The sequence below is a fragment of the Sinomonas sp. P10A9 genome, from assembly GCF_041022165.1.
Taxonomy (GTDB): domain Bacteria; phylum Actinomycetota; class Actinomycetes; order Actinomycetales; family Micrococcaceae; genus Sinomonas; species Sinomonas puerhi.
In genome coordinates this window covers 4,104,339-4,127,489 of the sequence record NZ_CP163302.1, presented here as the reverse complement: position 1 = coordinate 4,127,489, position 23,151 = coordinate 4,104,339, and the positions used below count along the sequence as shown (strand labels likewise).

Annotated in this window: 24 protein-coding genes; 11 read left to right on the top strand and 13 right to left on the bottom strand. The window is 69.0% G+C overall.

Annotated elements, in window-relative coordinates; all coding sequences use genetic code 11:
• Nucleotides 1–10 precede the first annotated feature (10 nt).
• The 5 genes from AB5L97_RS19765 to AB5L97_RS18960 form a co-directional block, all read right to left on the bottom strand.
• The gene (locus tag AB5L97_RS19765) at nucleotides 11–919 is read right to left on the bottom strand and encodes a TRC40/GET3/ArsA family transport-energizing ATPase (protein WP_423246807.1); all 909 of its coding nucleotides are present in this window, start codon (nucleotides 917–919) and stop codon (nucleotides 11–13) included.
• 178 nt (nucleotides 920–1,097) lie between these two features.
• Nucleotides 1,098–1,448: an ArsR/SmtB family transcription factor gene (locus tag AB5L97_RS18975; protein WP_307956398.1), complete on the bottom strand. Its 351-nt coding sequence runs from the start codon at nucleotides 1,446–1,448 to the stop codon at nucleotides 1,098–1,100.
• A gap of 147 nt (nucleotides 1,449–1,595) precedes the next feature.
• Nucleotides 1,596–2,267: a low molecular weight phosphatase family protein gene (locus AB5L97_RS18970; RefSeq protein ID WP_307956329.1), complete on the bottom strand. Its 672-nt coding sequence runs from the start codon at nucleotides 2,265–2,267 to the stop codon at nucleotides 1,596–1,598.
• A 15-nt stretch (nucleotides 2,268–2,282) separates the two neighbouring features.
• Nucleotides 2,283–2,705 (bottom strand): arsenate reductase ArsC, encoded by a 423-nt coding sequence (locus AB5L97_RS18965; RefSeq protein WP_369045869.1) that lies wholly within the window; start codon nucleotides 2,703–2,705, stop codon nucleotides 2,283–2,285.
• Nucleotides 2,702–3,400: an aquaporin gene (locus tag AB5L97_RS18960; RefSeq protein ID WP_369045868.1), complete on the bottom strand. Its 699-nt coding sequence runs from the start codon at nucleotides 3,398–3,400 to the stop codon at nucleotides 2,702–2,704. The genes AB5L97_RS18965 and AB5L97_RS18960 overlap by 4 nt, the downstream gene beginning before the upstream one ends.
• 218 nt (nucleotides 3,401–3,618) lie before the next feature.
• Between AB5L97_RS18960 and AB5L97_RS18955 the strand changes: the two genes are divergently transcribed.
• From AB5L97_RS18955 to AB5L97_RS18940, 4 genes are all read left to right on the top strand, one after another.
• Nucleotides 3,619–4,290, top strand: coding sequence for an ArsR family transcriptional regulator (locus tag AB5L97_RS18955; protein ID WP_369045867.1), 672 nt, complete (start codon nucleotides 3,619–3,621; stop codon nucleotides 4,288–4,290).
• A 239-nt stretch (nucleotides 4,291–4,529) separates the two neighbouring features.
• Nucleotides 4,530–6,596: an MDR family MFS transporter gene (locus AB5L97_RS18950; RefSeq protein WP_307956325.1), complete on the top strand. Its 2,067-nt coding sequence runs from the start codon at nucleotides 4,530–4,532 to the stop codon at nucleotides 6,594–6,596.
• A 20-nt stretch (nucleotides 6,597–6,616) separates the two neighbouring features.
• Entirely contained in the window at nucleotides 6,617–7,201 is a 585-nt protein-coding gene (locus AB5L97_RS18945) for a TetR/AcrR family transcriptional regulator (RefSeq protein WP_307956324.1), read from the top strand.
• A gap of 122 nt (nucleotides 7,202–7,323) precedes the next feature.
• Nucleotides 7,324–8,355 carry an aldo/keto reductase gene (locus tag AB5L97_RS18940; protein WP_369045866.1) on the top strand — a complete coding sequence of 344 codons (1,032 nt, stop codon included), beginning with the start codon at nucleotides 7,324–7,326 and terminating at the stop codon, nucleotides 8,353–8,355.
• 48 nt (nucleotides 8,356–8,403) lie between these two features.
• Here the strand turns inward: AB5L97_RS18940 and AB5L97_RS18935 are convergent, their stop codons facing one another.
• The 6 genes from AB5L97_RS18935 to AB5L97_RS18910 are packed head-to-tail and all read right to left on the bottom strand — an operon-like array spanning nucleotide 8,404 to nucleotide 13,739.
• Nucleotides 8,404–8,655, bottom strand: coding sequence for a GntR family transcriptional regulator (locus tag AB5L97_RS18935; RefSeq protein ID WP_307956322.1), 252 nt, complete (start codon nucleotides 8,653–8,655; stop codon nucleotides 8,404–8,406).
• Complete coding sequence (locus AB5L97_RS18930) at nucleotides 8,652–9,572, bottom strand: sugar phosphate isomerase/epimerase family protein (protein WP_369045865.1); 921 nt, start codon at nucleotides 9,570–9,572, stop codon at nucleotides 8,652–8,654. The genes AB5L97_RS18935 and AB5L97_RS18930 overlap by 4 nt, the downstream gene beginning before the upstream one ends.
• 33 nt (nucleotides 9,573–9,605) lie before the next feature.
• Nucleotides 9,606–10,850, bottom strand: coding sequence for a Gfo/Idh/MocA family protein (locus tag AB5L97_RS18925; RefSeq protein WP_369045864.1), 1,245 nt, complete (start codon nucleotides 10,848–10,850; stop codon nucleotides 9,606–9,608).
• 29 nt (nucleotides 10,851–10,879) lie between these two features.
• Nucleotides 10,880–11,662 carry an ATP-binding cassette domain-containing protein gene (locus tag AB5L97_RS18920; RefSeq protein ID WP_369045863.1) on the bottom strand — a complete coding sequence of 261 codons (783 nt, stop codon included), beginning with the start codon at nucleotides 11,660–11,662 and terminating at the stop codon, nucleotides 10,880–10,882.
• On the bottom strand, nucleotides 11,659–12,753 hold the full coding sequence (locus AB5L97_RS18915) for an ABC transporter permease (RefSeq protein ID WP_369045862.1): 1,095 nt from the start codon (nucleotides 12,751–12,753) through the stop codon (nucleotides 11,659–11,661). The genes AB5L97_RS18920 and AB5L97_RS18915 overlap by 4 nt, the downstream gene beginning before the upstream one ends.
• Nucleotides 12,750–13,739, bottom strand: coding sequence for a sugar ABC transporter substrate-binding protein (locus AB5L97_RS18910; protein WP_307956317.1), 990 nt, complete (start codon nucleotides 13,737–13,739; stop codon nucleotides 12,750–12,752). Before AB5L97_RS18910 ends, AB5L97_RS18915 begins: the two co-directional genes overlap by 4 nt.
• A gap of 148 nt (nucleotides 13,740–13,887) precedes the next feature.
• Here AB5L97_RS18910 and AB5L97_RS18905 point away from each other — a divergent pair, with 148 nt between their 5' ends.
• The 3 genes from AB5L97_RS18905 to AB5L97_RS18895 all read left to right on the top strand — a co-directional run bounded on the left by AB5L97_RS18905 (nucleotide 13,888) and on the right by AB5L97_RS18895 (nucleotide 17,126).
• Nucleotides 13,888–14,904 (top strand): LacI family DNA-binding transcriptional regulator, encoded by a 1,017-nt coding sequence (locus AB5L97_RS18905; protein ID WP_369045861.1) that lies wholly within the window; start codon nucleotides 13,888–13,890, stop codon nucleotides 14,902–14,904.
• A gap of 238 nt (nucleotides 14,905–15,142) precedes the next feature.
• Nucleotides 15,143–15,862 (top strand): response regulator transcription factor, encoded by a 720-nt coding sequence (locus tag AB5L97_RS18900; protein WP_369045860.1) that lies wholly within the window; start codon nucleotides 15,143–15,145, stop codon nucleotides 15,860–15,862.
• On the top strand, nucleotides 15,855–17,126 hold the full coding sequence (locus tag AB5L97_RS18895; protein ID WP_369045859.1) for a sensor histidine kinase: 1,272 nt from the start codon (nucleotides 15,855–15,857) through the stop codon (nucleotides 17,124–17,126). Before AB5L97_RS18900 ends, AB5L97_RS18895 begins: the two co-directional genes overlap by 8 nt.
• A 52-nt stretch (nucleotides 17,127–17,178) precedes the next feature.
• On the opposite strand, the gene AB5L97_RS18890 is transcribed toward AB5L97_RS18895, so the two are convergent.
• A complete protein-coding gene (locus tag AB5L97_RS18890; protein ID WP_369045858.1) occupies nucleotides 17,179–17,838 on the bottom strand; it encodes a hypothetical protein in 660 nt (219 codons plus the stop codon).
• Between the two features lie 209 nt (nucleotides 17,839–18,047).
• Between AB5L97_RS18890 and AB5L97_RS18885 the strand changes: the two genes are divergently transcribed.
• Together AB5L97_RS18885 and AB5L97_RS18880 are read left to right on the top strand one after the other, a co-directional pair.
• Nucleotides 18,048–18,773, top strand: coding sequence for a Pr6Pr family membrane protein (locus AB5L97_RS18885; protein ID WP_369045857.1), 726 nt, complete (start codon nucleotides 18,048–18,050; stop codon nucleotides 18,771–18,773).
• A 10-nt stretch (nucleotides 18,774–18,783) separates the two neighbouring features.
• Nucleotides 18,784–19,635: an IclR family transcriptional regulator gene (locus AB5L97_RS18880; RefSeq protein ID WP_369045856.1), complete on the top strand. Its 852-nt coding sequence runs from the start codon at nucleotides 18,784–18,786 to the stop codon at nucleotides 19,633–19,635.
• On the opposite strand, the gene AB5L97_RS18875 is transcribed toward AB5L97_RS18880, so the two are convergent.
• Nucleotides 19,632–20,549 carry an AraC family transcriptional regulator gene (locus AB5L97_RS18875; RefSeq protein ID WP_369045855.1) on the bottom strand — a complete coding sequence of 306 codons (918 nt, stop codon included), beginning with the start codon at nucleotides 20,547–20,549 and terminating at the stop codon, nucleotides 19,632–19,634. The genes AB5L97_RS18880 and AB5L97_RS18875 overlap by 4 nt on opposite strands.
• Nucleotides 20,550–20,716: 167 nt before the next feature.
• On the opposite strand from AB5L97_RS18875, the gene AB5L97_RS18870 reads away from it, so the two are divergent.
• Entirely contained in the window at nucleotides 20,717–22,072 is a 1,356-nt protein-coding gene (locus AB5L97_RS18870; protein WP_369045854.1) for an ABC transporter substrate-binding protein, read from the top strand.
• A 99-nt stretch (nucleotides 22,073–22,171) separates the two neighbouring features.
• Nucleotides 22,172–23,131, top strand: a complete 960-nt coding sequence (locus AB5L97_RS18865; RefSeq protein ID WP_369045853.1) for a carbohydrate ABC transporter permease — start codon at nucleotides 22,172–22,174, stop codon at nucleotides 23,129–23,131.
• Nucleotides 23,132–23,151 lie beyond the last annotated feature (20 nt).

The following is a 23,151-nucleotide window of genomic DNA, read 5'->3' as shown; positions in this document are numbered from 1 at the left end:
CGTACCCGCCCTAGCCGGCCGTCGTGTCCACCGGCGGTGCGGGGGTGAAGAACGTACGCAGCGCCTCGGGGCCCATGATGTTCCCGGCCTTCAGCTCTACGACGTCCCGCGGCAGGCGGGCAATCGCGGCGGGGATGGCCGACAGGGCTGTGGCCTCGCGTTCCCGCAGCGCCGCGGCGATCGGCTCGTCGCCGGCGGCCGCTGGCATGACGCCGTTGACCACGAGGTAGGCGTCTGCCATGCCGATCCCGGCGAGTTCGGCCAGAGTCCGTTCCGTCTCGGCCAGAGCCGAGGCATGGGGGCGTGCCACCAGCACCAGCCGGGTCCGCTCCGGGTCGGTGAGTGCACTGACGGCGCTGGCGTAGGTTTCGCGATGCTTGTCCAGGCCGGACATCGGACCGAGGCACGAGGCCTGGCCGCCGGCGGCGAGGAAGTCCGTCCAAGAGCCGGGCAGTTGCAGCAGGCGGATGGTGTGGCCGGTGGGGGCGGTGTCGAAGATGACGTGGTCGTAGCCCCTGTAGGCCGCGTCGTCGGTGAGGAGGCCCGTGAACTCGTCGAACGCGGCAACCTCTGTGGTGCAGGATCCGGAGAGGCCCTCGACGATGCCCGCGATCTCGGCCTCGGGCAGGAGCCCGCGTACTGGGGCGACGATGCGCTCCCGGTAGGCCTCGGCCGCCTGCTCCGGGTCGATCTCGAGTGCCGAGAGGCCGGGGACCGAGGGGATCTGCGTGATGGTGTTGCCGATGGAGAGGCCGAAGACCTGGCCGATGTTGGAAGCAGGGTCGGTGCTGACCAGCAGCACGCGCTTGCCGGCTTCGGCTAGCTCGACGGCGGCCGCGCAGGCGACGGAGGTCTTGCCGACGCCTCCCTTGCCGGTGAAGAAGAGAAACCGGGGCGGGTCGTGGAGGAATCGCATCATCGCCGTCCTTCTCAGCAGCAGTCCTGGTCCTCGCAGCATCCGTTCTGGCAGGAGTTGTTGCAGCAGCAAGTGTCCATGGTGCACCTCCTCTCGGTGCTAGCGGGCGGTGGCGTGCGGGTGGGCCGCGGGCGTCAGGGGGGGCCGGTCCCGACCAGCGGAGCCAGTCGCGCCGGGGCACTCATCTCGGGGATCCGCCGATCAGTGCGGCCAGGTCCTCCAGCGCGCCGGTACGCGCCCGGTAATACACCCAAACGCCACGCTTGTCCCGTTCGAGCAGGCCTGCGTCGTGGAGGATCTTCAGGTGCCTGCTGATCGTGGGCTGGGACAGCTCGAACGCCTCATTGAGGTCGCACACGCACGCCTCCCCGCCCTCGTGCGAGGCCACCAAGGACATCAGGCGCAGCCGCACCGGATCCCCCAGCGCCTTCAGCAGCGGAGCGATCCGCTCGGCCTCGGGGGAGCCCATCGGCTCCCGGGACAGAGGCGGGCAGCACGCCACCGCCTGGAGGGGCGTCAGCTCCAGAGACATAGACATATGTCGATATTCACATTCACTGATGAATATGGCAACCCGGTCGGCTTCGTCCGCGGCCCGGTGCCGGCTCAGGTCAGCGCGGCCTCCGAGCCGTGGACCAAGGCAGTCCGGGTGCAGGGGAACCGATCGGCGAGGGCTTAGTCACGGGCGGGTCCCTTCGGCGGCGGTGGCGTGGTGGTCGGCGGCTGTGCGGATCTCGGCGAGGAGGGCATCGACGCTGGCGGTGATCTGGGCAGCGATTTCCTCGAGCTGGTCCGGGTGCGTGGCCGGGTCCTCGACGGCCCAGTCGAGGTAGTGCTTGCCGGGGTAAATGGGGCAGGAATCGCCGCAGCCCATGGTGATGACGTAGTCCGCGGCGCGGACGACGTCGTCGGTGAGCGGCTTGGGGAAGTCCTCGGCCAGGTCCCAGCCGCGGGCGACGACGAGGGCCGCGACGGCCGGGTTGACCTCTGATGCCGGCATTGATCCCGCGGTGCGCACGTGAACTGAGGTCCCTGCTGTGTGGCGGAGGTAGGCGGCGGCGAGCTGGGAGCGGCCGCTGTTCTGCACGCACACGAACAGGACCTCGGGTACGTCCTTGGGCGCGGCGCCGGTGGACTGGGCCAGGGCAGTGAGGCGGTCCTTGGCGAAGTGCTCGGTCAGGGCGGTGAGGTAGCTGTGGATCCGGGCGGTGCGGGCCAGCGCCGTGTAGGACTCGAACACGTACCGCTCAACCGTCTCGGGGGAGAAGGTCCCGGCGAAGCGGGCGGAGAGATCGGCGCTGATGCGCTCGAGCACCCGCTGGTCGGTGTGCATGCTGGGCTGGGGTGCCATGGCTGCTCCCTTGTCTCAGGCGTCCGCGGGCAGGAGTTCGGCGATGAGGGCCTCGACGCGGGACTTGATGTCGTCGCGGATGGGGCGGACGGAGTCGACTCCCTTGCCTGCGGGGTCCTCGAGCTCCCAGTCCTCGTACCGCTTGCCCGGGAAGATGGGGCAGGTGTCTCCGCAGCCCATGGTGATGACGACGTCGGAGTCCTTGACCGCCTCGGTGGTGAGGATCTTGGGGGTCTCGGTACGGATGTCGATGCCCTCCTCGAGCATCGCCTCCACGGCGGCGGGGTTGACCCTATCGGCGGGCTCCGACCCGGCCGAGCGGACCTCGACCTGGCCGCCGGAGAGGTGGTTGAGGTAAGCGGCGGCCATCTGGGACCGGCCGGCGTTGTGGACGCAGACGAAAAGGACAGACGGCTTGTTCTGGGCGGATTCACTCATGAGATGACTTCCTTCTCGGCCGCGGACGCGGCGCTGACAACGGTGGGGTAGAGGAACCGGACGAGCAGCAGCCCGAGGGCGCCCCCAAGCAGCTGGGCCAGGATGAAGCCCGGTGCGGAGGCGGGTGCGATGCCGGCGAACGTGTCCGTGATGGTCCTGGCGATCGTGACGGCGGGGTTGGCGAAGCTGGTCGAGCTCGTGAACCAGTACGCCGCGGCGATGTACCCGCCCACGGCGAACGCCACCCGGTCGGCGCGGCCGGACCGGACGGTGCCGAAGACGACCAGGAGCAGGCCAACGGTCGCGACGACCTCGCCGAGCCACAGCCCGGGACCCGTGCGCTCATGGGCGGAGATGGTGACGGCGTCGAGGCCGAACATGAGGTTTGCCACGACCGTGCCCAGGAGCCCCCCGGCGAACTGCGCGGCGATCAGCGCCGCCGCCGAGCGGGTATCGATGACCCCTAGCAGGCGCTCGACGATGGTCACGACCGGGTTGAAGGACGCCGAGACCGGCTGCAGCGCGACGATCAGCGCCACCAGGGCGGCCCCGGTGGCGATGCTGTTCTCCAGCAGCGCCAAGCCCGCGTCGTTGGGCGAGAGCCGCGAGGCCATGACCCCGGAGCCGACCACCGCCATCACCAGGAACGCCGTCCCAACCAGCTCCGCCCCCGCTCGGCGCACCAGCGCGCTCACGCCGAGGCCCCGCCGTCGTGCGAGCTGACGAGCTGAGCCAGCCTCGGCAGCGCCGGGCCGCGGACGGCATCCGCCAGCGGGGAGGTCAGGATCAGGCCCATCACATGCATGTCTTCATATCTCTCTGTCTTGCCGAACGTTGGCGCGACGGCTCCCACGGAGTCCGGTGCTCGCGACCAGCTTGCGCCACGGACGTCATTCCAGTCAATATTGACTCAATGAACACTGAGCTAATCTCTCTGACGCGCCGGGCTGCCGTGCACGCGGCCCTCGGTGAGCCCGCGCGGCTGCGGATCGTGGACCTGCTGGCGCTCGGGGACCGTTCCCCGGCCGAGCTGCAAGCCGAGCTCGGCATGGCCTCCAACCTCGTCTCGCACCACCTGCGCACGCTCGAGGCAGTGGGCCTGGTCAGCCGCCACCGCTCGGAGGCGGACCGCCGGCGCACCTACGTCAGGCTCGTGCGGACCGGGACGGCAGGGCTCCTCGCGGCCGCAACGGTCCACGCGCCCCGCGTCCTCTTCGTCTGCTACGCCAACTCCGCCCGCAGCCAGCTTGCCCAGGCGCTCTGGAAGCAAGCCAGTCCCGTCCCCTCCGCCTCTGCAGGCACCCACCCGGCGGACGGCATCGCGCTGGGCGCCCAGGACGTCGCGGCGCGGCACGGGCTCGACCTCACTGGGTCGCACCCCGAAATGCTTGCTGGCACCGTCCGGCAGGGCGACCTGATGATCGCAGTCTGCGATCGGGCGCACGAAGAGCTTCCCGCCTCCGACCGGCTCCACTGGTCCATCCCGGACCCCGTCGCCGTGGGGACACCGGCGGCGTTCGAGGCGGCGTTCAGCCAGATCGCCGAACGCGTCCAGGACCTCTCGGCACGCGTTTCAGCCTCATAACAGGTCCTCAGCACGGGGCCCGCGGCTGCGACTGAAGCGGATCGACGGAGGGTAGCAGAGGTCACACGACCGCCCGTTCCCGAAATCTTGCAGAGTGTGTAAACTTGCAGAGCCTGCAAAGTTGCTTCGGCGAACTAAGTGCACCCTGAACCCCCTCTGAGAGATTCGGACCCCTCATGTCTCAAGCAGCGTCCGGCCGGTCCGCGCGTAACGCGGCCCCCGCGCCGTCGGGCGAGGTGATGACCCAGCGTCAGATCATGCTGGTCATCTACGCCCTCATGGCAGGCATGTTCCTGTCCTCCCTCGACCAGACCGTGGTCGGCACCGCGATCCGCACGATCGGCGACGACCTCCACGGCCTCGACGAGCAGGCGTGGGTCACCACGGCCTACCTCATCACCTCGACCATCACCACGCCGATCTACGGCAAGCTGTCCGATATCTTCGGGCGCCGCCCGCTGTACATCTTCGGCCTCGCCGTCTTCATCCTCGGCTCGTTCCTTTCCTCGTTCTCGACGTCGATGATCATGCTCGCCGGGTTCCGTGCCTTCCAGGGCATCGGCGCAGGCGCGCTCATGTCCCTCCCTCTCGCGATCATGGGCGACATCCTCGCCCCGCGCGAGCGCGCCAAGTACCAGGGCTTCTTCCTCGCCGTGTTCGGCGTCTCCTCGGTGGTGGGCCCGCTCATCGGCGGCGTCTTCGCGGACGCGAGCCAGATCATGTTCATCACCGGCTGGCGCTGGGTGTTCCTCATCAACGTGCCGATCGGCATCCTCGCGCTCCTCATGGTGCTCGCGTTCCTGCACCTGCCGAGGTTCCACAAGCAGACTGCACCGCGCATCGACTGGTGGGGCGCCACGGCCGTCATCGTGACCCTCGTCCCGCTCCTCCTCGTGGCCGAACAGGGCCGCCAGTGGGGCTGGGATTCGGCGACGTCCATCACGTGCTTCGTGATCGGCGGCGTGGGACTCGTGGCGTTCATCCTCATCGAGCGGGCCATGGGGCCCAACGCCATCATTCCGCTGCGACTGTTCCACTCCCACACGTTCTCGATGGCCACAGTCATCGGATTCTTCGTGGGCTTCGCGATGTTCGGCGCGATGCTGACGCTCCCGCTCTACCTCCAGCTCGTCACGGGCCTGAGCCCCACGGAGTCAGGCTTCGCGACGCTGCCGATGATCGGCGGTCTCATGGTCGCCTCGATTGCCTCGGGGCAGATCGTCTCGCGCACCGGCAAGTACCGCATCTTCCCGGTGCTGGGCACGCTGTTCATGGCGGTCGGCTACTTCGTCCTGACCTCGATGACCGTCGACAGGCCGCTGTGGTTTCTCATGGGTGCCATGTTCCTGCTCGGGCTCGGCCTCGGCCAGCTCATGCAGTCCCTCGTGCTCGCATCGCAGAACTCTGTCGAGCCCAAGGACATGGGCGTTGCCACGAGCTCCGCGACCTTCTTCCGACAGATCGGCGGCACCATGGGCACCGCCGTCCTGCTTTCCGTGCTGTTCTCGACGATGCCGACCAACATCAGCACCGCAATGCAGAACAAGGACGACCTCACGACGGCGCTCGACGCCGCCCTCACGCCGTCGATCGCGTCAAACCCGTCGAACCAGGGCGTCATGAACCAGATCTGGAACCCGATCGTCACCCCCGTCAAGGAGCAGGTGCAGTCGGGGCTCGACCAGGGCACCGCGGCCGCCAAGCAGGCAGCGGACCAGGCCGTGACCCAGCAGGTGACCGCCGCCGTCCAGAAGCAGGTCGCCGCCGGTGCGGTCCCGGCGTCGGCCGCCCAGGGGATCATCGATGCCCAGGTCGCGGCAGCGAAGCCCGCAGCCGAACAGACGGCCCTCCAGACCGCGGCGCAGAAGGCGGGAGCGGGCGTGGTCAACGGTCGCCTCGAGGTCGACTACGCCGACGACGCCCAGCGCAAGGCGATCGTGGACAAGCTCGTGCCGACCATGCTCGACAAGCTAAAGGAAGGGCAGGCCAGCTCCAGTGGGTCGTCCACCACGTCCGATACGTCCTTCCTGAAGGGCGCCGACCAGCGGCTCTCGCGGCCGTTCCTCGTCGGGTTCAACAGCTCGGCCGTGGCCATCTACTGGGTGGGCCTGGGAGTCACGATCCTCGCATTCATCCTCTCGTGGTTCTTCCGCGTGCCGCCGCTGCGGCAGCGCTCGGCGCTCCAGGAGCAGGCCGACGCCCAGGGAACGGCCGATGACCTGGGGTCCGACGCCGCGCTTGCAGCCGCCGAGGCCGGGGCGATGACCGGCCCGGACACCGGCATGATCAGAGTCCACCGGGGGTGAGTGCCATGGAGGGCGGTCCTGTGTCCGACGACGCACCAGGCACCCTGCGCGAGCGTAAGAAGGAGCGGACGCGGCGTGCGATTCACAACGCCGCGTTCGCCCTCGCGGCCGATCGCGGGCTCGGCCAGGTGACCATCGCAGACATCTGCGCTGCTGCGGGCATCTCCGAGAGGACCTTCTTCAACTACTTCCCGTCCAAGGCTGCGGCAACGCTCGGGGTCCCCGAGCGGCCGCTGTCCCCGGAGCAGGAGCAGCGGTTCCTCGAGGGCGCCGGCTCCCTCGTGGACGACCTCTGCGAGCTCGTGGCCGGGATTGCCGGTGGTCCTGAAGGCGACATTCCGCGGATCAAGCGGCTCATGGGCTTCGAACCGGATCTCCTGGCCGCGCTCCATCAGTGGTCTTCGGGCGCGCGCCGGGGCGTGATCCGTCTTGCAGAGAAGCGGGCGACGCCGGAACGCGCGCGCCTCGCCGTGGGGCTCGTCTTCGCCGCGCTCATGCTCCACGCGGACACGACGTTCTCGTCGGGGCCGGGCAGGGCGACGCCGGAGGAGCTTCGGGGGATCGTGGCGCGGCTCTGCGCAGTGGGGGATTCGGATGCCGCCTAGCGCGCACCCGGACCCCCACGTCGATGCCTCAGAGGCGGCAACTGATCCATGGCAACGGCTACCCACAGAAGTGGGCCGCCCCTAGGCTGGACGAGAACCGGACCCTATCAGTGGAGGCATCCATGGAGTACCGCACACTCGGCCGCAGCGGGGCAGTCGTCTCGGCGTTTGCCCTCGGAACCATGACGTTCGGCGCGGAAGCCGACGAGGCGGCGTCGCACGCGATCCTCGACGACTACGCCGCCGCGGGCGGCACCTTCATCGACACCGCGGACGTCTACAGCCACGGCAAGTCCGAGGAGATCATCGGGCGCTGGCTCGCCACCAACCCCGATCTGGCGGAGCAGATGGTCATCGCGACCAAGGGCCGGTTCCCGATGGGGGAAGGGCCCAACGACCTCGGCACCTCGCGCCGCCACCTCCGCACAGCCCTCGACGCGTCGCTGCGACGGCTCGGCGTCGACCACGTTGACCTGTACCAGATGCACGCGTGGGACCCCTACACACCGGTCGAGGAGACGCTGCGCTTCCTCGACGACGCCGTCACAGCGGGCAAGATTGGCTACTACGGCTTCTCCAACTTCCTCGGCTGGCAGCTCACCAAGGCCGTCTACGAGGCCAAGGCCCACGGCTGGGCCGCGCCCGTGACGCTGCAGCCCCAATACAACCTGCTCGTGCGCGGCATCGAGTCGGAAGTGGTGCCCGCCGCCCTCGACGCCGGGATGGGCCTGCTGCCGTGGGGGCCTCTCGCCGGGGGCTGGCTGAGCGGCAAGTACCGCCGCGACACGCAGCCGACCGGCGCGACCCGGCTCGGCGAGGATCCCCAGCGTGGCATGGAGGCGTGGGGACCGCGCAACGAGCGCGCCAAGACCTGGGACATTATCGACGCCGTCGGATCCGTGGCTGAGGGGCACGGCGTCTCGCACTCCCAGGTCGCCCTCCGCTGGCTCGTGGACCGGCCCGCCGTCACGTCCGTGATCCTCGGCGCTCGCACCCGTGAGCAGCTCGCGGACAACCTCAAGGCCGCGGACCTCGCGCTCACTTCTGAGGAGGCCGCCCAGCTCACCCTCGTCAGCGAGCCGGACGTCGAGCCGTACCCCTATGGGATAAAGGCGGTCGAGCAGCGCAGCCGTTCGATCGCTGGGGGGCGGTAGGGCGCACGACGGCGGGGCCTCCTGCCGCTCAATCGACCCGACCACACGTCAGCAGACGAAGGTACCTGCTCTGCGGGTTCGCGTGAGCATGCCCTTCCGCTCGAGGTAGGCCCACGCGCGGCGGACGGTAGCGACGGACAGACTGAGCTGTTCCGCCATGTCCTTCTCTGGGTCGAGCCGTGTTCCGTGGCCGAGGGCGCCCGACTCCAGCGCCCGCTCGAAGCTGACGGCGAGTTGGTAGTACAGGGGTTCAGGCCCGCTGCGGGGCAGCGGGAGGAGCTGCGCGTAGTGCATCGTCATCGCCCGAACCGGAGGGCAGAAACGCCGCACCCGCCGAGATACGAGCGCGTGCGCTGCGCAATCGGGAACGGTGCGTCCGGCGGGGCTGGATACATGTCCTGCTCGACGATCGCGAACACATCGGCACCGCTGCGCTTCGCGAGCACGCCGACGGCGTCGAGCAGCGGCGGGAGGTCCGGCACGCCGAGCGGCGGTTCGGTCATCGCGCCGAGCTTGACGGCCTCGCTGAACGGCAGGTCCTCGTCGTGGACCTTCGCGACGACCTCGGGATTCACCTGCTTGAGGTGCAGGTACCCGAGCCGCTCCGGGTGCCGGAGCACGACGGCGAGGCTGTCTCCACCGCAGTACGCGAGGTGGCCAGTGTCGAGGCACAGGTTCACGAACGCCGGGTCCGTGTCGGCCAGGAGCCGATCCACGTGCACCTCCGTGGCCACGTGCGCGTCGGCGTGCGGGTGATACTGCAGGCGCACGCCGTACTCCTCGAGCATCGCCTTGCCGAGCCGGTCGAGGCCGGCCATCTTGGCGCCCCACTGTTCGGGCGTGAGCTCGCCGGGCTCGAGGGCCTCGCCCGTGTAGAGGTCGCGCCACATTTCGGGGAGCACGAGGACGTGCTGGCCGCCGAGCGCCGCGGTGAGGGCCGCGACGTCGGTCACCTGGCTCCAGACGGCGTCCCACGAGTCGGGCTGGTGGAGCCGCTCGGAGACGGTGCCGGCCGAGAGGGCGAGGCCCCGGGACTCCAGCTCGTCCCGCAGCTGCGACGGGTCGGTGGGGAGGTAGCCGTAGGGGCCGAGCTCGATCCACGAGTACCCGGCGGCGGCGACCTCGTCGAGGAAGCGTGTGTAGGGGACCTGCTGGGGGTCGTCCGGAAACCAGACACCCCACGAGTCCGGGGCGGTTCCGACGCGGATGGAGGCCATGCTGAAGCTCCTTTCCTTGGGTCTGGTTGCGGCTCAGGCCGGCTGCGCGGCGGCGGTGGTGGAGAATCGAGCGCGGGAGCCGACGTCGACCGCGGCACCCGACGCGGCGGCGTCGAGCGCGGCCCCGACCACAGCCATCATGCGCACGGCGGTCGCGAAGTCGGTGTCCATCGGCCGGTGGTCGCGCACGCAGCGCAGGAACTCCTGGATCTCGGCGGTGAACGCCTCGGCGTACCCCGTGCCGACCCCCGCGCCGGGCATGGCGGCCACGTCGGTGAAGTATGGGTGGTCGGGGCCCGTGATGACCCGACGGGCGCCGTTGAAGCCGCGACCGGCTGCACTTGCCCCGGGCTGGGACAGGGAGGCCTCGAACAGGTGGAACTCGCCGGCCCTGATCGAGTCGAACGAGATGCTGCCGGCGGAGCCGAAGACCTCGACGCCGAGCGAGTTGGGCACTCCGTGGGCGATGCGGGAGAGTGTGATCTGGCCGATCGCGCCGTTCTCGAACTGGGTCGTGAGGAGGGCGACGTCGTCGTTGGTCACCGGCCCGTGCTCGGCCGACGTCGAGCCGCCGTGGCCGATCGCGCCGGCCGCGGGGAGCGGGCGTTCGGCGATGACCGTGCGCAGGGTTGAGGAGAGCACACGGGTGACCTGCCCCGCGACGAACTGCGCGGCGTCGATCGCATGCGCGCCGATGTCCAGGAGTGCGCCGCCGCCGGAGAGCTCCTGCGAGTAGCGCCACGAGAGGGCACCGGCCGGATCGGCGGCGTAGTCGGCGTTGTACCAGGCGCGGACGGTGTGGATCTCGCCGATCGCGCCGGCGCGGACCGCCTGGGCCACGGCGGCGAGCCCGGGGAGACGACGGAACGAGAATCCGACGCCGGTCACCGCAGCCGAGCCCTCCGCGAGCTCGGCGAGGTGCTCGGCCTCGGCGGGGGTCCGTCCGATGGGCTTCTCCGCGAAGAGGTGCTTGCCTGAGGCGATGACGCGGGGAAGCACGTCCTTGTGGAGATGGTTCGGCAGGGCCACGCTGATGGCGTCGACCTCGGGGTCGGCAAGGAGCGCGTCGATGTCCGCCGTCGCGTGGGCGAAGCCGTAGCGGTGGGCCACTGTCTCGGCGAGCGCGAGGTTCGGGTCGGCGATCGTGTGGGGGACGACGTCGACGTCTGCGAGGTCGGTGGCCATCATCGCGTTGCGGTAGCCGAATGCGTGGGCCTGGCCGGCCATGCCGGCGCCTATGATGCCGATCCGGACAACGGTTCGGGAGGTTGCAGTCATGGTTCTTCTCCTTCTCTGGGGTACGGGGTCTAGCTCAGGACGGTGTGGAGCTCGTGCTGGAGGGCCTCGAGCTCCGCACCCCCGGACATCTGCTGGGCGAGGTCGGCGATCGTGATCTCGTCCTTGGAGTAGTCACCGATCGTGCGGCCGCGCTGGAGCAGGACGAAGTGGTCGCTCACCGGGTAGGCGTGGTTGGGGTTGTGGGTGATGAAGATGACGCCCAGGCCGCGCTCGCGGGCCTGGATGATGTACTTGAGCACGACGCCGGACTGCCGGACTCCCAGCGCGGCCGTCGGCTCGTCCAGGATGAGGACGCGGGCGCCGAAGTACACGGCACGGGCGATCGCTACGCACTGGCGCTCGCCGCCTGAGAGGGTGCCCACGGGCTGCTCGGGGTCGCGGATCGAGATGCCCATCTTGCCGAGCTCCTCGACCACGATGTCCTTGCTCTGGTGCGGGGTCAGGAAACCCTTGCGGGTGGGCTCCGAGCCGAGGAAGAAGTTGCGCCAGATCGGCATAAGCGGTGCAAGGGCGAGGTCCTGGTAGACGGTCGCTATGCCGCGGGCGAGCGCGTCGCGCGGGGAGGCGAACCGGGTCTCTTCGCCGTCGACGAGGAAGCTGCCCGAGTCCGGGGCATGGACGCCCGAGAGGGTCTTGATGAAGGTCGACTTGCCGGCGCCGTTGTCGCCCAGGACCGCCGTGACCTCTCCTGCCCGCACGGCGCACGAGACGTCCTGGAGGGCGCGGACATGGCCGAAGCTCTTGCTGATGCTCTTGACTTCGAGGATCGGGGTTGTGCCGTTCGTGGTCATGACCGGACCGCCTGGGACTTCTTCTTGAGGTACAGGTTGATGAAGACGGCGACGAGGAGGATCGCGCCGAGGAAGAACTTGAACAGTTCGCTCGGGAGGCCGGCGAGGGGCATGCCCTGCTGCACCATGCCGAAGATGAGGGCGCCTATCGAGGCGCCCAGGACTGAGCCGGCGCCGCCGGTGAGGAGGCACCCGCCGATCACGGCGGCGATGATGAAGTTGAACTCCGCGCCGATTCCCGTGGTCACTGTCGCGGAGGCGTACCGCACCACCGTGAGCTGGCCGACGAGCCACGCCGCGACGGCGGTCCCCACGAAGAGCCCGATCCGGACCTTCGCGACGGGGACGCCGACGGCGAGGGCACCCGTCGCGTTGCCGCCGACGGCGGCGATCCAGTTGCCGATCCTGGTGCGGGTCAGCAGCACGATTCCGACGACCGTGAGGACGATCCACCAGACGAGCGAGATCTGGAAACCGCCGACCGAGGAGCCGAAGACCGCCTGGGCGGCCTCGAAGCCGGTGTACTTGGCCAGCCCTGACACGGTGACCTGATGGGTCAGGTTGGACGTGACTGCGTAGTTGAGGCCCCAGAGCATGAACATCGTGCCGAGCGTGATGATGAAGCTCGGGAGCTTGGTCCTGTGCACGAGGATGCCGTTGAGGAGCCCGATCACCACCGCGAACACGAGCGAGGCGATCATCCCGAACCACACGTTCGTGTTCAGCTGGGTGGTCACGAGGGCCGTGACGAGCGCCGTCGAACCCGTCATGACGCCCGCGGAGAGGTCGAACTCGCCGCCGATCATGAGCAGGGCCACCGCGACGGCCATGATGCCGAGCGTCGCGGCAGGGTCCAGGAAGTTGCCGATACCTGCCGGGGACGCGAACGCCGGGGCGAGGACCGAGAAGCCGATGAAGACGATGACCGCGGCCGCCGCCGAGCCGAACTCGGCGGACATGAACAGCCTGCGGGCGCGGCCCACCCGCACGAGGCGATCGTCGGCGTTGTGCGTTGCACCGGGGACCGGTGCGGGGGCGGAGGCGGAACCGCTGCCTGCGGTGGTAGGACTCAGGTTCTGGGCCATGGTCATCGGGTCCCCTTGGAGACGAGGTCGGACACGGTGGCGACGTTGTCCTTGGTGATGAAGGCCGGACCGGTGAGGACCGGCTGGCCGCCGCCGACGGTGTTGAGGTTGTCGTGGTTGAGCACGAGGAAGGCGATCGGGAGGTAGCCCTGGAGGTACTGCTGCTGGTCCACCGTGAAGGCGATCGAGCCCGCCTTGATGTCGTTGAGCACGTCCGAGTTGATGTCGAACGAGCCGAGAGTGGCCTTGCTGCCGGCGTCCTTCATGCCCGCGAGGGTCGAGACGGCGACGGTCGGGTTGAGCGCGAGCACCGAGTCGAAGGAGGAATCGCCGAGGAGCTTGGACTTGACGGTCGCTTGGATGCCCTGGGGGTTGTTGAGGTCCACCTGGAGCTTCTCGACCTGCCCGCCAAACGCCTCAGCGGCGCCCTGGCAGCGCTGCTCGAGGCCGATATTGCCGGCCTCGTGGATGATGCACAGGAGCTTCTTGCCGCCCGAGGCCGCGAGCTTCTGGCCGGCACCCTTGCCAGCGGCGGTCTCGGTCTGGCCGACGTGCTCGAGGGCCCCGAGCTTTGCGGAGACCTCCGCGCCGGAGTTGATGGTCACGAACGGGACGTTTTTGGACTTCGCGTTGCCCAGGGCCGACGTCAGGGCGTCCGGGTTCGCGAGCGAGACGACGAGCCCCGCGGGGTTCTTCGCGAGGGCGGCTTCGATCAGCTGGGCCTGCTTGGATCCCTCGACGTCGCCCGTGACGGTGACGTTGACGCCGTACTGCTTGCCAGCATCCTCCGCGCCGCGCTTGACGACGTTCCAGAAGTCGCCGTCCGGATTGCCGTGGATCACGACCGCGTAGCTCAGGTCGCGCTGGGCGCCCGCCGCGGCCTGTCCGGTGGCACCGGCAGCCTGGCTCGGGTTCCCTCCTGTGCCGCAGGCGCTGAGCGCCAGGGCGAGTGCTGCGGCGCCTGCCGCGCCAATGGTCTTCCAACTCTTCATCGAGTCCTCGCTTATGGTGGTGGCTAAAGAAGAAATCTAGAGCGCTTTAGATGTGGTGGTGCTCACAATCTAGAGCGCTCTAGAATGTTGTGTCAAGGGCATGAAGGATCGGCTAGCCTGCCTGTAGGGAAGCCAGAGAGGAGGATCCGTGGTGACGGTGACCATGGCCGACGTCGCGCGGGAGGCGGGAGTCTCGCCCGCGCTCGTCTCGCTCGCGTTCAGGGATGCGTACGGGGTGAGCGCCACGACGCGGACGAGGATCCTCGAGACCGCACGGCGCATGGGCTACCAGCCGAATCGGGCCGCGTCGCGGCTCGCGAGCAAGAGCGACGACACGCTTGGTGTGTTCCTGCTCGACCTGCACAACGAGGTGTTCGCCGACATGTTCGACGGCATGCGCGAGGCTGCGCGGACCGCCGGGCGGGAGCTCGTGCTCACCGTCGGGTCGATCGGCGGGTCATTGGACCGCCCCGCGCTTGACTCGCTCGTGCGGGCCCGCGTGAGTGCCGTCGTCGCCGGTGGCCTTCTCCTGCCCGACGCCGAGCTGGCCGAGTACCGCGGCCGGCTCGCCCTCGTGAGCGTGGCACGGGTGGTTCCCGGGTTCGACGCGGTCGCCTCGGACAACGTTCTGGGCGCGACGCTCGCCGTCGAACACCTCGTGCGTCTCGGGCACCGCCGGATCCTTCATCTTGCGACCCCACCCACAGACGGCTACGGCGGGCGTCGGGAGGGATACCTCAGGTCCATGTCCGACGCCCGCCTCGAGCCCTGGGTGCTCACCTGCGACTACGCGAGGCAGGCGGCCTTCGACCTCGTGATGCCGCTGCTGGGACCCGCTGCCCCAGACCGCGAGCAGCCCACCGCGATCTTCACCCACAACGACCAGACGGCCCTCGGCGTCCTCGACGCCGTCCACGCGCACCGTCTGCGCGTGCCCGAGGACATCTCCGTGGTCGGCTACGACAACACCTCCGCCACGAAGCCGCCGGGCGTCGACCTGACGACCGTCGATCTGCACGCCGCGGATCTCGGGCGGCGGGCGACGGAGATCGCCGTCGTGCGCTCTGAGGACCCGACGCGCGAGCCGATGGTCGAGACGTTCGAACCCTCGCTCGTGGTGCGCGCGTCGACGGCCCCGCCGCCGAAGGGGCACCTGATCCGCTGAACTGTTGACGAGGCGTTGCCCGGCTGTTCCCTGCGCGTGGGTCACCCGTTGCCGAGGGGTCCGTACCGTTGAAGTGTCAGATCCGTCTGGCAGCGGACGGCCGCGACGAGGGACCCGGCGCGTGATTATGGGGGGCGCCGGGTCCCGCCGGTCCGCGGTGCCGCCGGACGGAGGGTGTTGGGCATCTGGGCCACGGGCTTTCGGAGGAGAAAGGCGGCGCCTCGGTATGATCGAGGACATGCCCGGCCGGATCCTTCTGGTGGAAGACGACGACGGCATCGCCCTGCCGCTGGTCCGCACCCTCGAGCGGGAAGAGTACGACGTCGAGCGGGTCGCCGACGGTGCCGCAGCGCTCGGGCGGCTTCTGGCCGGCAACAGGGACCTTGTGATCCTCGATCTGGGCCTGCCCGACATGGACGGGCTGGATGTGTGCCGGAGGGCCCGCGAACAGGGTTTCACGGGCGGGATCATCGTGCTCACCGCGCGCAGCGGGGAACTCGACCGGGTCGTGGGCCTCGACGTCGGTGCGGACGACTACATGGCCAAGCCGTTCGGCCTTGCCGAGCTGCTCGCGCGGATCCGCGCGATCCTCCGCCGCAGCGCCCCCTCGGATCCCGTGGAGCCCGCCGTGCGCCTCGGCCCCGGGGCGGCCGCGGCCGAGGGCGGTCTCGAGGTCGACGTCGCGTCGCGGCGCGTGCACGTCGGGGCCACCGAGATCCCGCTCAGCGCCAAGGAGTTCGACCTCCTTGTGGTCCTGCACGAGCACCGGGGCGCGGTCGTGACGCGCGAGCGCCTCATCGACCAGGTCTGGGACGAGAACTGGTTCGGCTCGACCAAGACACTCGACGTGACGGTCGCGCGGCTGCGTCAGAAGCTCGACGCCGCAGCGGCCCATGCCCGAGTGACCACCATCAGGGGCGTCGGATTCCGACTCGACGAGCAAGCGGACGATGCGTAGACGGCTCGTCCTCGTCTTCGTCGTGCTCGCGGTATGCATCATCGCCCTGTACGGCGGCTTGCGTGCATTCATCGTCGCGGATCTGGTCCGAAGCGGCGAGCGGTCGCATGTCGCGACCGAGGCGGGACTCGTCGCCGTCGTGCTCGGCGAGTACGAGGGGCGGGGCGTCGTGACAGCGGAGAACCTCCTGCCGCTGCTGGGGGACTCGAACGAGCGCATCGACTATACGCGTCCGGACGGGCAGGTCGTCTCGGCCGGCATGGCCGATGGGGAACGGGATGCGGCCGCGACCCATGCCGTTCCGGGTGGCGGAACGGTCACGGTGACGAGGTCGGAGAGTGCCGTGGCTGCGAGCGTCCAGCGCGCAGTAGGGCCGGTCACCGGCCTCGGCGTTGCCCTCCTCGCGGCGTCCGTGCTCGCGGCGCTGATCCTTGCCCGCGTCATCTCCGCGCCCTTCGTCCGGCTCGCTGCTGCTGCGCGGGCACTGGGCGAGGGACGCCTCGAGCTGCACCTCGAACGCTCCTACGCCATCTCGGAGGCACAGTCCATCGCCACAGCTCTCGAGGAGAGCGACCGCGAGCTGCGCGAGCGGATCCGGCGCGGCCACGAGTTTGCCGCGAATGCGAGCCACCAGCTCCGCACCCCGATCACGGCCCTCCGGCTCGAGCTCGAGGACCTGAGCCTGTGGCCCGAGACCCCACCCGCTGTGGCGGAGCAGCTCGGGCGCGCGCTCGCAGGGATCGACCGGCTGACCGCCGCCATCCAGGACCTTCTCGAGCTTTCGCGGGGTGCCGTTCCCGGCGCTTCGACAAGGGTGCCCCTCGGGCCGATGCTGGCCGACGCCGTCACGCGCTGGCACCATGAGGCTTCTGCGGCGGGCCGCTCAATCCGAACCGCCAGCGTCGACGAGCACGTGAGCGTACCGGCGCCGTCGAGCCAGATCCTGGACGTCCTCCTCCACAACGCCCTCCGTCACGGCAAGGGACAGATCACGCTCTCCGCAGCCCGGGCTCCCGGCTACGTCCGGGTCCGCGTCGCCGACGAAGGGGAGCGCCCGAAGCAGCGCAGCCTGTTCGAGAGGTCGCCCCAGAAGCCCTCGCCCGGGGGTGAGGGAATCGGTCTGGCGCTCGCCTCTGAGCTCTCGGAAGCCTTGGGCGGGCACCTTGTCCTGGATCCGGGCCCGACGACGTCGTTCACCCTCATGCTCCCCGACGCGCCGGCCGGGGACGGACATGGAGGCGGCCCCGCCGACACCGGAGCCTGAGTTCAGGTCCTGGGGCGGCGGGGCCGCGTGGAGCGGCTGATGGAACGTGCCGTCAGCCCTGGGTCGTCCCGCTCGAGGCACTGCCGGACGCGGAACCCGAGTTCGCGCCGTCGTGCATCCGGTGGCCGCCCGTGCCGAAGTTCGTGTCAGCGGTGACCGTCTTGTAGTCGGCGCTGACGTCGTACTTCGTGGTGGTGCTGCCGGAGGTGGCGACGACGTCGAACGAGCCGTCCGAGTCCTTCCACGAGTCCTTGACCGTCGCGTTGGCGTCCTTGGCCTTGACGGCCGCGGTGACCTTCGAGAGCTCGTCGCTGGAGAGCGGCGTGCGCTGCCCGCCGCCCATGCCGTGGCCGGCGTGGGTGTTCTGCGTGACGGTCGCGTAGTCGGCGCTGACCTCGTAGCGGACGGTCGAGCCGTTGGAGGTGGCGGTGGCGTCGAAGGAGCCGTCGGCGTCCTTCTCGACCTTGGTGACGTTGGCGTTGGCGTCCTTGGCCTTGACGGCCGCGGTGACCTTCGAGGTCTCGTCCGCAGAGGCCGCGGTGTGCTGGCCGCCGGGGCCGTGGGTGGAGCTCGAACCGCTGCTCGAGCCGCCCGACGTCGCCGAGGGGCTCGGCGTCGTCGCGGCGTTGGCCACGGCGGCACCCCCGCCGATGAGGGCGGCCACGGCGGCGGCCGAGGCGGCTGCGTAGCCGATGCGCTGGGTGACCTTCATGTGTTCTCCTGTCGATGAGCGGCTCGGCGGACTTCGCCGCACCGTCCATTCCAGAGTCGCGCCCGAACCTGTCATTGACCTTTCGCTGGGCCATGCAGAAAGTGGGAGTTCGCTCTGCAGGAGCTGCGTGTTCGGTCCGGGCCCAGCGCGACGTGAGAGTCGGACCTTCGACTCTGGGGGATGACGGGAGCGCAGCCGACACTGGTCGCATGAGCGGCATGTCGACGTTGAATTCCCCAACCCAGCGCAACCACGGCCTCAATGACGCCCTCCATCCGGACCGGCCTTGGATCCGTCTGATCCGCGCGGCGACGGGACTCGCAATGCTCGCCGCCCTCGCACAGGAGACCTACGACGCGACGCAGCCCGGCAACTCGGTCGACATCCCGCAGCTCTTCTCCCAGTTCACGTTCCACTCGAACCTCGTCCTCGGGCTCATGTTCCTCGTCTCCGCCGTGCGGCGGCGGGCGCAGCTTCCCCGGTGGTGGGACCACCTGTCCGGGGCCCTCGCGTTCTACCTGGTGATGACGGGCATCATCTACGCAGTGCTCGTGGCACCGCCCGGTGAGCCGTGGTGGACACTGAACCTGTACTGGCCGTGGATGGTCACCCATCGCATCGCCCCGGTTGTCGCGGGCCTCGACTGGCTCCTGGTCACGCGGACCGTCCGCGGCCCGTGGTGGAGGCCCCTCGCCTGGCTCGCCTACCCGGTCGTCTTCCTGGCCTTCTCGTGGGTGCGCGGCGCCCTCGACGGCTGGTACCCCTACGACTTCCTCGATCCGAGGCTCGGCGGGTGGGGTGCCGTGCTGGTCACGGGTGCCGAGGTGCTCGCGGCCTTCCTCGTGGTCGGGACCCTCGTCCACCTTGCGGGCAACGTCCGCGTGGCGATGTCGGTGGGTAGGGCTGTGGGGAGGGCGCGCCCGCACAGAGCCTAGGCTCGAATCCATGGCCAACAGCTCCACCGGCGACTCCGTGATCCACCGCGTCGCGCGCATCCTCGAGGCGTTCACCCGTGAACACCCGGTGCTCACCCCGGCCGAGCTGGCCCGCGCGGCAGGGCTCTCGACGTCGACCGCGCACCGCCTTGCGACGGGCCTGGCCGCCGAGGGCCTCCTCTCGCGCGCCGAGGACGGCCGCTTCTCGGTCGGGGCGAGGATGTGGGAGCTCGCCGCCCGCTCCAACCCGCTCGAGGAGTTCCGCCGACGCGGGCTGCCGTTCCTCGAGGGGATCCACGCGGCCGTGCGCCAGCACGTCTCCCTCGCGGTCGCGGACGTCGAGAGCGGCACCGTCCTGTACGTCGAGCGGCTCGAGCAGCACGGCAACGCGGTCAGGAACCTCGGCGAGGTCGCAGCCAGGCTGAGCCTCACCGAGACGTCGCCGGGGCTCGCGATCCTCGCTCACGAGGCGCCTCCGGCGCGGGAGCGGGCACTCGCCGTCGTGCGAGAGGGGCACCCGGGTGAGGGGACGCACGACGCCGCGCCTCACCTCCGCGCGACGCTCGCCGAGGTGCGGCGCACCGGCTATGCCCGACTCGCGGGCGTGCTCGTCGAGGAGAACGTGGGCTACGCCGTGCCAGTGTTCGGGCCGGGCAACGCCGTGATCGGGGCGATCTCCGTGGTCATGCCACTCGCGGAGGACCGGCCGGAGCTCGTCCTGCCGGTCCTCGTCGCCGCAGGCCGGGGCCTGTCCCGGGCGATGGGCGCCGAGCGGCGGCCGTACGGCGAACGGGCGTGGGTCAACGCGTTGCCCCGGGATTCCACTGTTGGTCGTGCCGGTGGGCGGCCACCCAACGCCTAGCCTCGCCTGCCCTTCCGGTACTCCCGGGGCGTCGCCCCCGAGTCGGCGAGGAACTGCCTGTTGAAGTTCGAGAGGTTCGAGAACCCGACCTCGTAGCAGATCGCGGACACCGGCTTGTCGGTCCGCTCCAGAAGCCTGCGCGCATTTGCCAGACGCAGCTTCCGGACCATATCTGTGAAGTTCTGCCCAGTAGCGCGCTGGAAGTAGCGTGAGAAGGCTGGGCCCGTCATGCCGACGAGGTCTGCGGCCTCTGCCATCCGCAAGGAGCCCGCATGGCTACCGAAGATGTATTCGAGCACGACGTCGACCACGGCCGCTCCCTGTCTGTCCAACTCGGGCTTGAACCATTCGTCTGCGAGGTACACGCGGTCGGCCGGCGGGGCTTTCGCGAAGATCGCGAAGAGCTCGAGCAAGTGGTGGAGCCGCTCCAGACCGACCGTTGTACCCATCGCCTCTATAGCACGGGCGGCGTCGAGCGCGGTCCGGCCGGTGAACTCGATCCCGCGCGCGGACTGGTCGAGGACGGGCTTGATCTCTGCCATCTCCGGCATCAGCTCCGCGCAGGAGCTGACCCATTTGCCGTCGAACTGGATGACGGCATCCCTGTTGACGAGCAGCTCGCCGGGCTCGAGGTCGCTGACCCAGTCGTGCGGAAGCCCTGAGCCGATGAGGGAGACATGCCCCGCCTCGAAGGTTCCGATGTGATCGCCCACAATGAACCTCCCCGTGCCCTTGCGGATGAGGTGGATCTCGTACTCGGGGTGGTAGTTCCAGCGCGCGATGGAGCTCGGGTAGTCATGCTCGTGCCACCGGACCGAGTGAAGTGGGTCCGGAGGGATCACCTCACGGTTGGCGCTCATTCCGATCAGTCGCTCGGCGAGTCTGGCTGATGCCTCAGATGCTGAAGTACCCATGCAAATAAGTATCAGAAAGCTGCGCTGAGCGCGCTAGTTGTGCGGTGAGTCACTTTCTACGCTTGAGACATCAAGAGATCCGGCCAGAGTCGCCGGACAGGAGACCCGGCCGAGTCAGCCCGAGAGCAGGGCGAGCGGTCCGTGATCAAGAACGAAGGAGTCCTTTGATGACCCGTGGGAAAAACCGTGCCGTCGCCGTCGCGGCCGCCGCATCATGTCTGGCCGTCGGCCTCTCGGCCTGTGGCGGGGCCGGAGGCTCGAGCTCCGCGACCGACAAGGAGGTCAACGTGCTGATGGTGAACAACCCTCAGATGGTTGACCTGCAGAAGCTCACCGCCGACAACTTCACGAAGGAGACCGGCATCAAGGTCAACTTCACGGTACTGCCCGAGAACGATGTCCGCTCGAAGATCAGCCAGGAGTTCTCCAGCCAGGCCGGCCAGTACGACGTGGCCTCCATCAGCAACTACGAGGTCCCGTTCTACTCCAAGAACGGCTGGCTCTCCCCCCTCGACGACACGGTTGCCAAGGCGGCGGACTTCGACCAGGCCGATATCCTCGCCCCGATGACGAAGTCCCTGACGGGGGCGGACGGCAAGCTCTACGCCGAGCCTTTCTACGGGGAGTCCTCCTTCATGATGTACCGGAAGGACGTCTTCGCGGCCAAGGGCCTGACCATGCCCGAGCACCCCACCTGGCAGCAGATCGCAGACCTCGCCGCGCAGGCCGACGGCGCGCAGCCCGGCATGAAGGGCATCTGCCTGCGCGGCCAGCCGGGGTGGGGGCAGGTCTTCGCCCCGCTGACCACCGTGGTCAACACGTTTGGGGGCACATGGTTCGACAAGGACTGGAACGCCCAGGTCAATGCCCCGGAATTCGTCAAGGCCACCCAGTTCTACACGGATCTCGTGCGCGACCATGGCGAGAACGGCGCACCGCAGGCCGGTTACACCGAGTGCCTGAACAACCTGCAGCAGGGCAAGGTCGCCATGTGGTACGACTCCACCGCCGCGGCAGGTTCCCTCGAGGCCAAGGACTCGCCCGTGACGGGCAAGATCGGCTACGTCGCGGCCCCGGTCGAGCAGACCAAGAGCTCCGGCTGGCTCTACTCCTGGGCGTGGGGTGTCGAGAAGGCAGCCAAGCATCAGGATGCCGCAGCGAAGTTCATCGCGTGGGCCTCGAGCAAGAAGTACGAGGACCTCGTAGGGCAGCAGCTCGGGTGGAGCCGCGTTCCGGCCGGAAAGCGGACCTCGACCTTCGAGAACGCCGACTACCAGAAGGCCGCCGCTGCTTTCTACAAGCCGACCCAGGACGCGATCAACGCCGCCAACCCGGCGAACCCCGGCGTCCAGCCCCGACCGGCCCCCGGCATCCAGTTCATCGCGATCCCCGAGTTCGCGGATTTGGGCACCCAGGTCTCGCAGGAAGTCACCAGCGCGATCGCCGGCAAGGAGACCGTCCAGCAGGCCTTGGACAAGGGTCAGGCCCTCGCCCAGAAGGTCGCGGACAAGTACAAGAAGTAACCCCGGGCTGCGGCGGGCGCGAAGGCATCCGTCTGCCGCAGCACCCTCCCCCTCCCGCCCCTCGGGGCGGGGGGAGGGACAGAACCCATGGAGTGCAGAATGGCCATCGCATCAAGCGCACAGACCCGCCCGGCGAAGACGAAGCCGGCCCCGGGCAAGAAGGCAAGCCTCGAGAGGGCTGCGGCATGGGCACGCCGGGCCCCTCTCCTTCCGGCCTTGATCTTCATGATCGCAGTGACCCAGCTGCCCTTCGTGATCACCATCGCCATCTCGTTCTTCGACTGGAACGCCCTCTACCCGAACGACGTGAAGTTCGGCTGGTTCGACAACTACGTGGCGGTGTTCACCGACGAGGCCCTGCGCACCTCGGTGATCACGACCATCGTCCTGACCGTAGTCGTGGTGCTCGTCAGCCTGGTCCTCGGTCTGGCGATCGCGCTTCTGCTGGATCGGCACTTCTGGGGACGCGGGATCGTGCGCACCATCCTTATCACCCCGTTCCTGATCGTGCCTGTTGCCTCGGCTCTGCTCTGGAAGCACGCCCTATTCAACCCGGAATACGGCCTGCTCAACGGCGTCCTGAACTGGGTCGGCAACCTCTTCGGATTCCAGGCCCCGCAGCCGGACTGGATCTCCCTCCAGCCGCTCGGTGCCATCGAGGTCGACCTGATCTGGCAGTGGACCCCGTTCATGATGCTGATTCTGCTCGCTGGCCTGCAGTCCCGGCCCCTCGACGTCATCGAGGCCGCCAGGATCGACGGGGCCACCGGCTGGCAGGTCTTCCGGTTCATGACCCTCCCGCACCTGCGCAGATACCTCGAGCTCGCGGCGCTGCTCGGATCGATCTACATCGTGCAGAACTTCGACGCGGTCTTCACGATCACCTCGGGTGGGCTGGGCACGGCGAACCTCCCGTACAGCATCTTCCAGACCTTCTTCCTGGCCCACGACTACGGGGCAGCCTCGGCGGCCGGCGTCGTCATTGTGATCGGCTCACTGCTGCTGGCAACTTTCGCCTTGAGAACTGTCTCCACGCTCCTGAAGGAGGAGAACCGATGACCACCCTCGCAACCCGCGGT

What these genes read in the sequence shown, in the direction of transcription:
- AB5L97_RS19765 (WP_423246807.1), bottom strand. Translation starts at nt 919, where the DNA reads ATGATGCGATTCCTCCACGACCCGCCCCGGTTTCTCTTCTTCACCGGC.
- AB5L97_RS18975 (WP_307956398.1), bottom strand. Translation starts at nt 1,448, where the DNA reads ATGTCTCTGGAGCTGACGCCCCTCCAGGCGGTGGCGTGCTGCCCGCCT.
- AB5L97_RS18970 (WP_307956329.1), bottom strand. Translation starts at nt 2,267, where the DNA reads ATGGCACCCCAGCCCAGCATGCACACCGACCAGCGGGTGCTCGAGCGC.
- AB5L97_RS18965 (WP_369045869.1), bottom strand. Translation starts at nt 2,705, where the DNA reads ATGAGTGAATCCGCCCAGAACAAGCCGTCTGTCCTTTTCGTCTGCGTC.
- AB5L97_RS18955 (WP_369045867.1), top strand. Translation starts at nt 3,619, where the DNA reads ATGAACACTGAGCTAATCTCTCTGACGCGCCGGGCTGCCGTGCACGCG.
- AB5L97_RS18950 (WP_307956325.1), top strand. Translation starts at nt 4,530, where the DNA reads ATGACCCAGCGTCAGATCATGCTGGTCATCTACGCCCTCATGGCAGGC.
- AB5L97_RS18940 (WP_369045866.1), top strand. Translation starts at nt 7,324, where the DNA reads ATGGAGTACCGCACACTCGGCCGCAGCGGGGCAGTCGTCTCGGCGTTT.
- AB5L97_RS18935 (WP_307956322.1), bottom strand. Translation starts at nt 8,655, where the DNA reads ATGACGATGCACTACGCGCAGCTCCTCCCGCTGCCCCGCAGCGGGCCT.
- AB5L97_RS18930 (WP_369045865.1), bottom strand. Translation starts at nt 9,572, where the DNA reads ATGGCCTCCATCCGCGTCGGAACCGCCCCGGACTCGTGGGGTGTCTGG.
- AB5L97_RS18925 (WP_369045864.1), bottom strand. Translation starts at nt 10,850, where the DNA reads ATGACTGCAACCTCCCGAACCGTTGTCCGGATCGGCATCATAGGCGCC.
- AB5L97_RS18920 (WP_369045863.1), bottom strand. Translation starts at nt 11,662, where the DNA reads ATGACCACGAACGGCACAACCCCGATCCTCGAAGTCAAGAGCATCAGC.
- AB5L97_RS18915 (WP_369045862.1), bottom strand. Translation starts at nt 12,753, where the DNA reads ATGACCATGGCCCAGAACCTGAGTCCTACCACCGCAGGCAGCGGTTCC.
- AB5L97_RS18910 (WP_307956317.1), bottom strand. Translation starts at nt 13,739, where the DNA reads ATGAAGAGTTGGAAGACCATTGGCGCGGCAGGCGCCGCAGCACTCGCC.
- AB5L97_RS18900 (WP_369045860.1), top strand. Translation starts at nt 15,143, where the DNA reads ATGCCCGGCCGGATCCTTCTGGTGGAAGACGACGACGGCATCGCCCTG.
- AB5L97_RS18895 (WP_369045859.1), top strand. Translation starts at nt 15,855, where the DNA reads ATGCGTAGACGGCTCGTCCTCGTCTTCGTCGTGCTCGCGGTATGCATC.
- AB5L97_RS18890 (WP_369045858.1), bottom strand. Translation starts at nt 17,838, where the DNA reads ATGAAGGTCACCCAGCGCATCGGCTACGCAGCCGCCTCGGCCGCCGCC.
- AB5L97_RS18885 (WP_369045857.1), top strand. Translation starts at nt 18,048, where the DNA reads ATGAGCGGCATGTCGACGTTGAATTCCCCAACCCAGCGCAACCACGGC.
- AB5L97_RS18880 (WP_369045856.1), top strand. Translation starts at nt 18,784, where the DNA reads ATGGCCAACAGCTCCACCGGCGACTCCGTGATCCACCGCGTCGCGCGC.
- AB5L97_RS18875 (WP_369045855.1), bottom strand. Translation starts at nt 20,549, where the DNA reads ATGGGTACTTCAGCATCTGAGGCATCAGCCAGACTCGCCGAGCGACTG.
- AB5L97_RS18870 (WP_369045854.1), top strand. Translation starts at nt 20,717, where the DNA reads ATGACCCGTGGGAAAAACCGTGCCGTCGCCGTCGCGGCCGCCGCATCA.
- AB5L97_RS18865 (WP_369045853.1), top strand. Translation starts at nt 22,172, where the DNA reads ATGGCCATCGCATCAAGCGCACAGACCCGCCCGGCGAAGACGAAGCCG.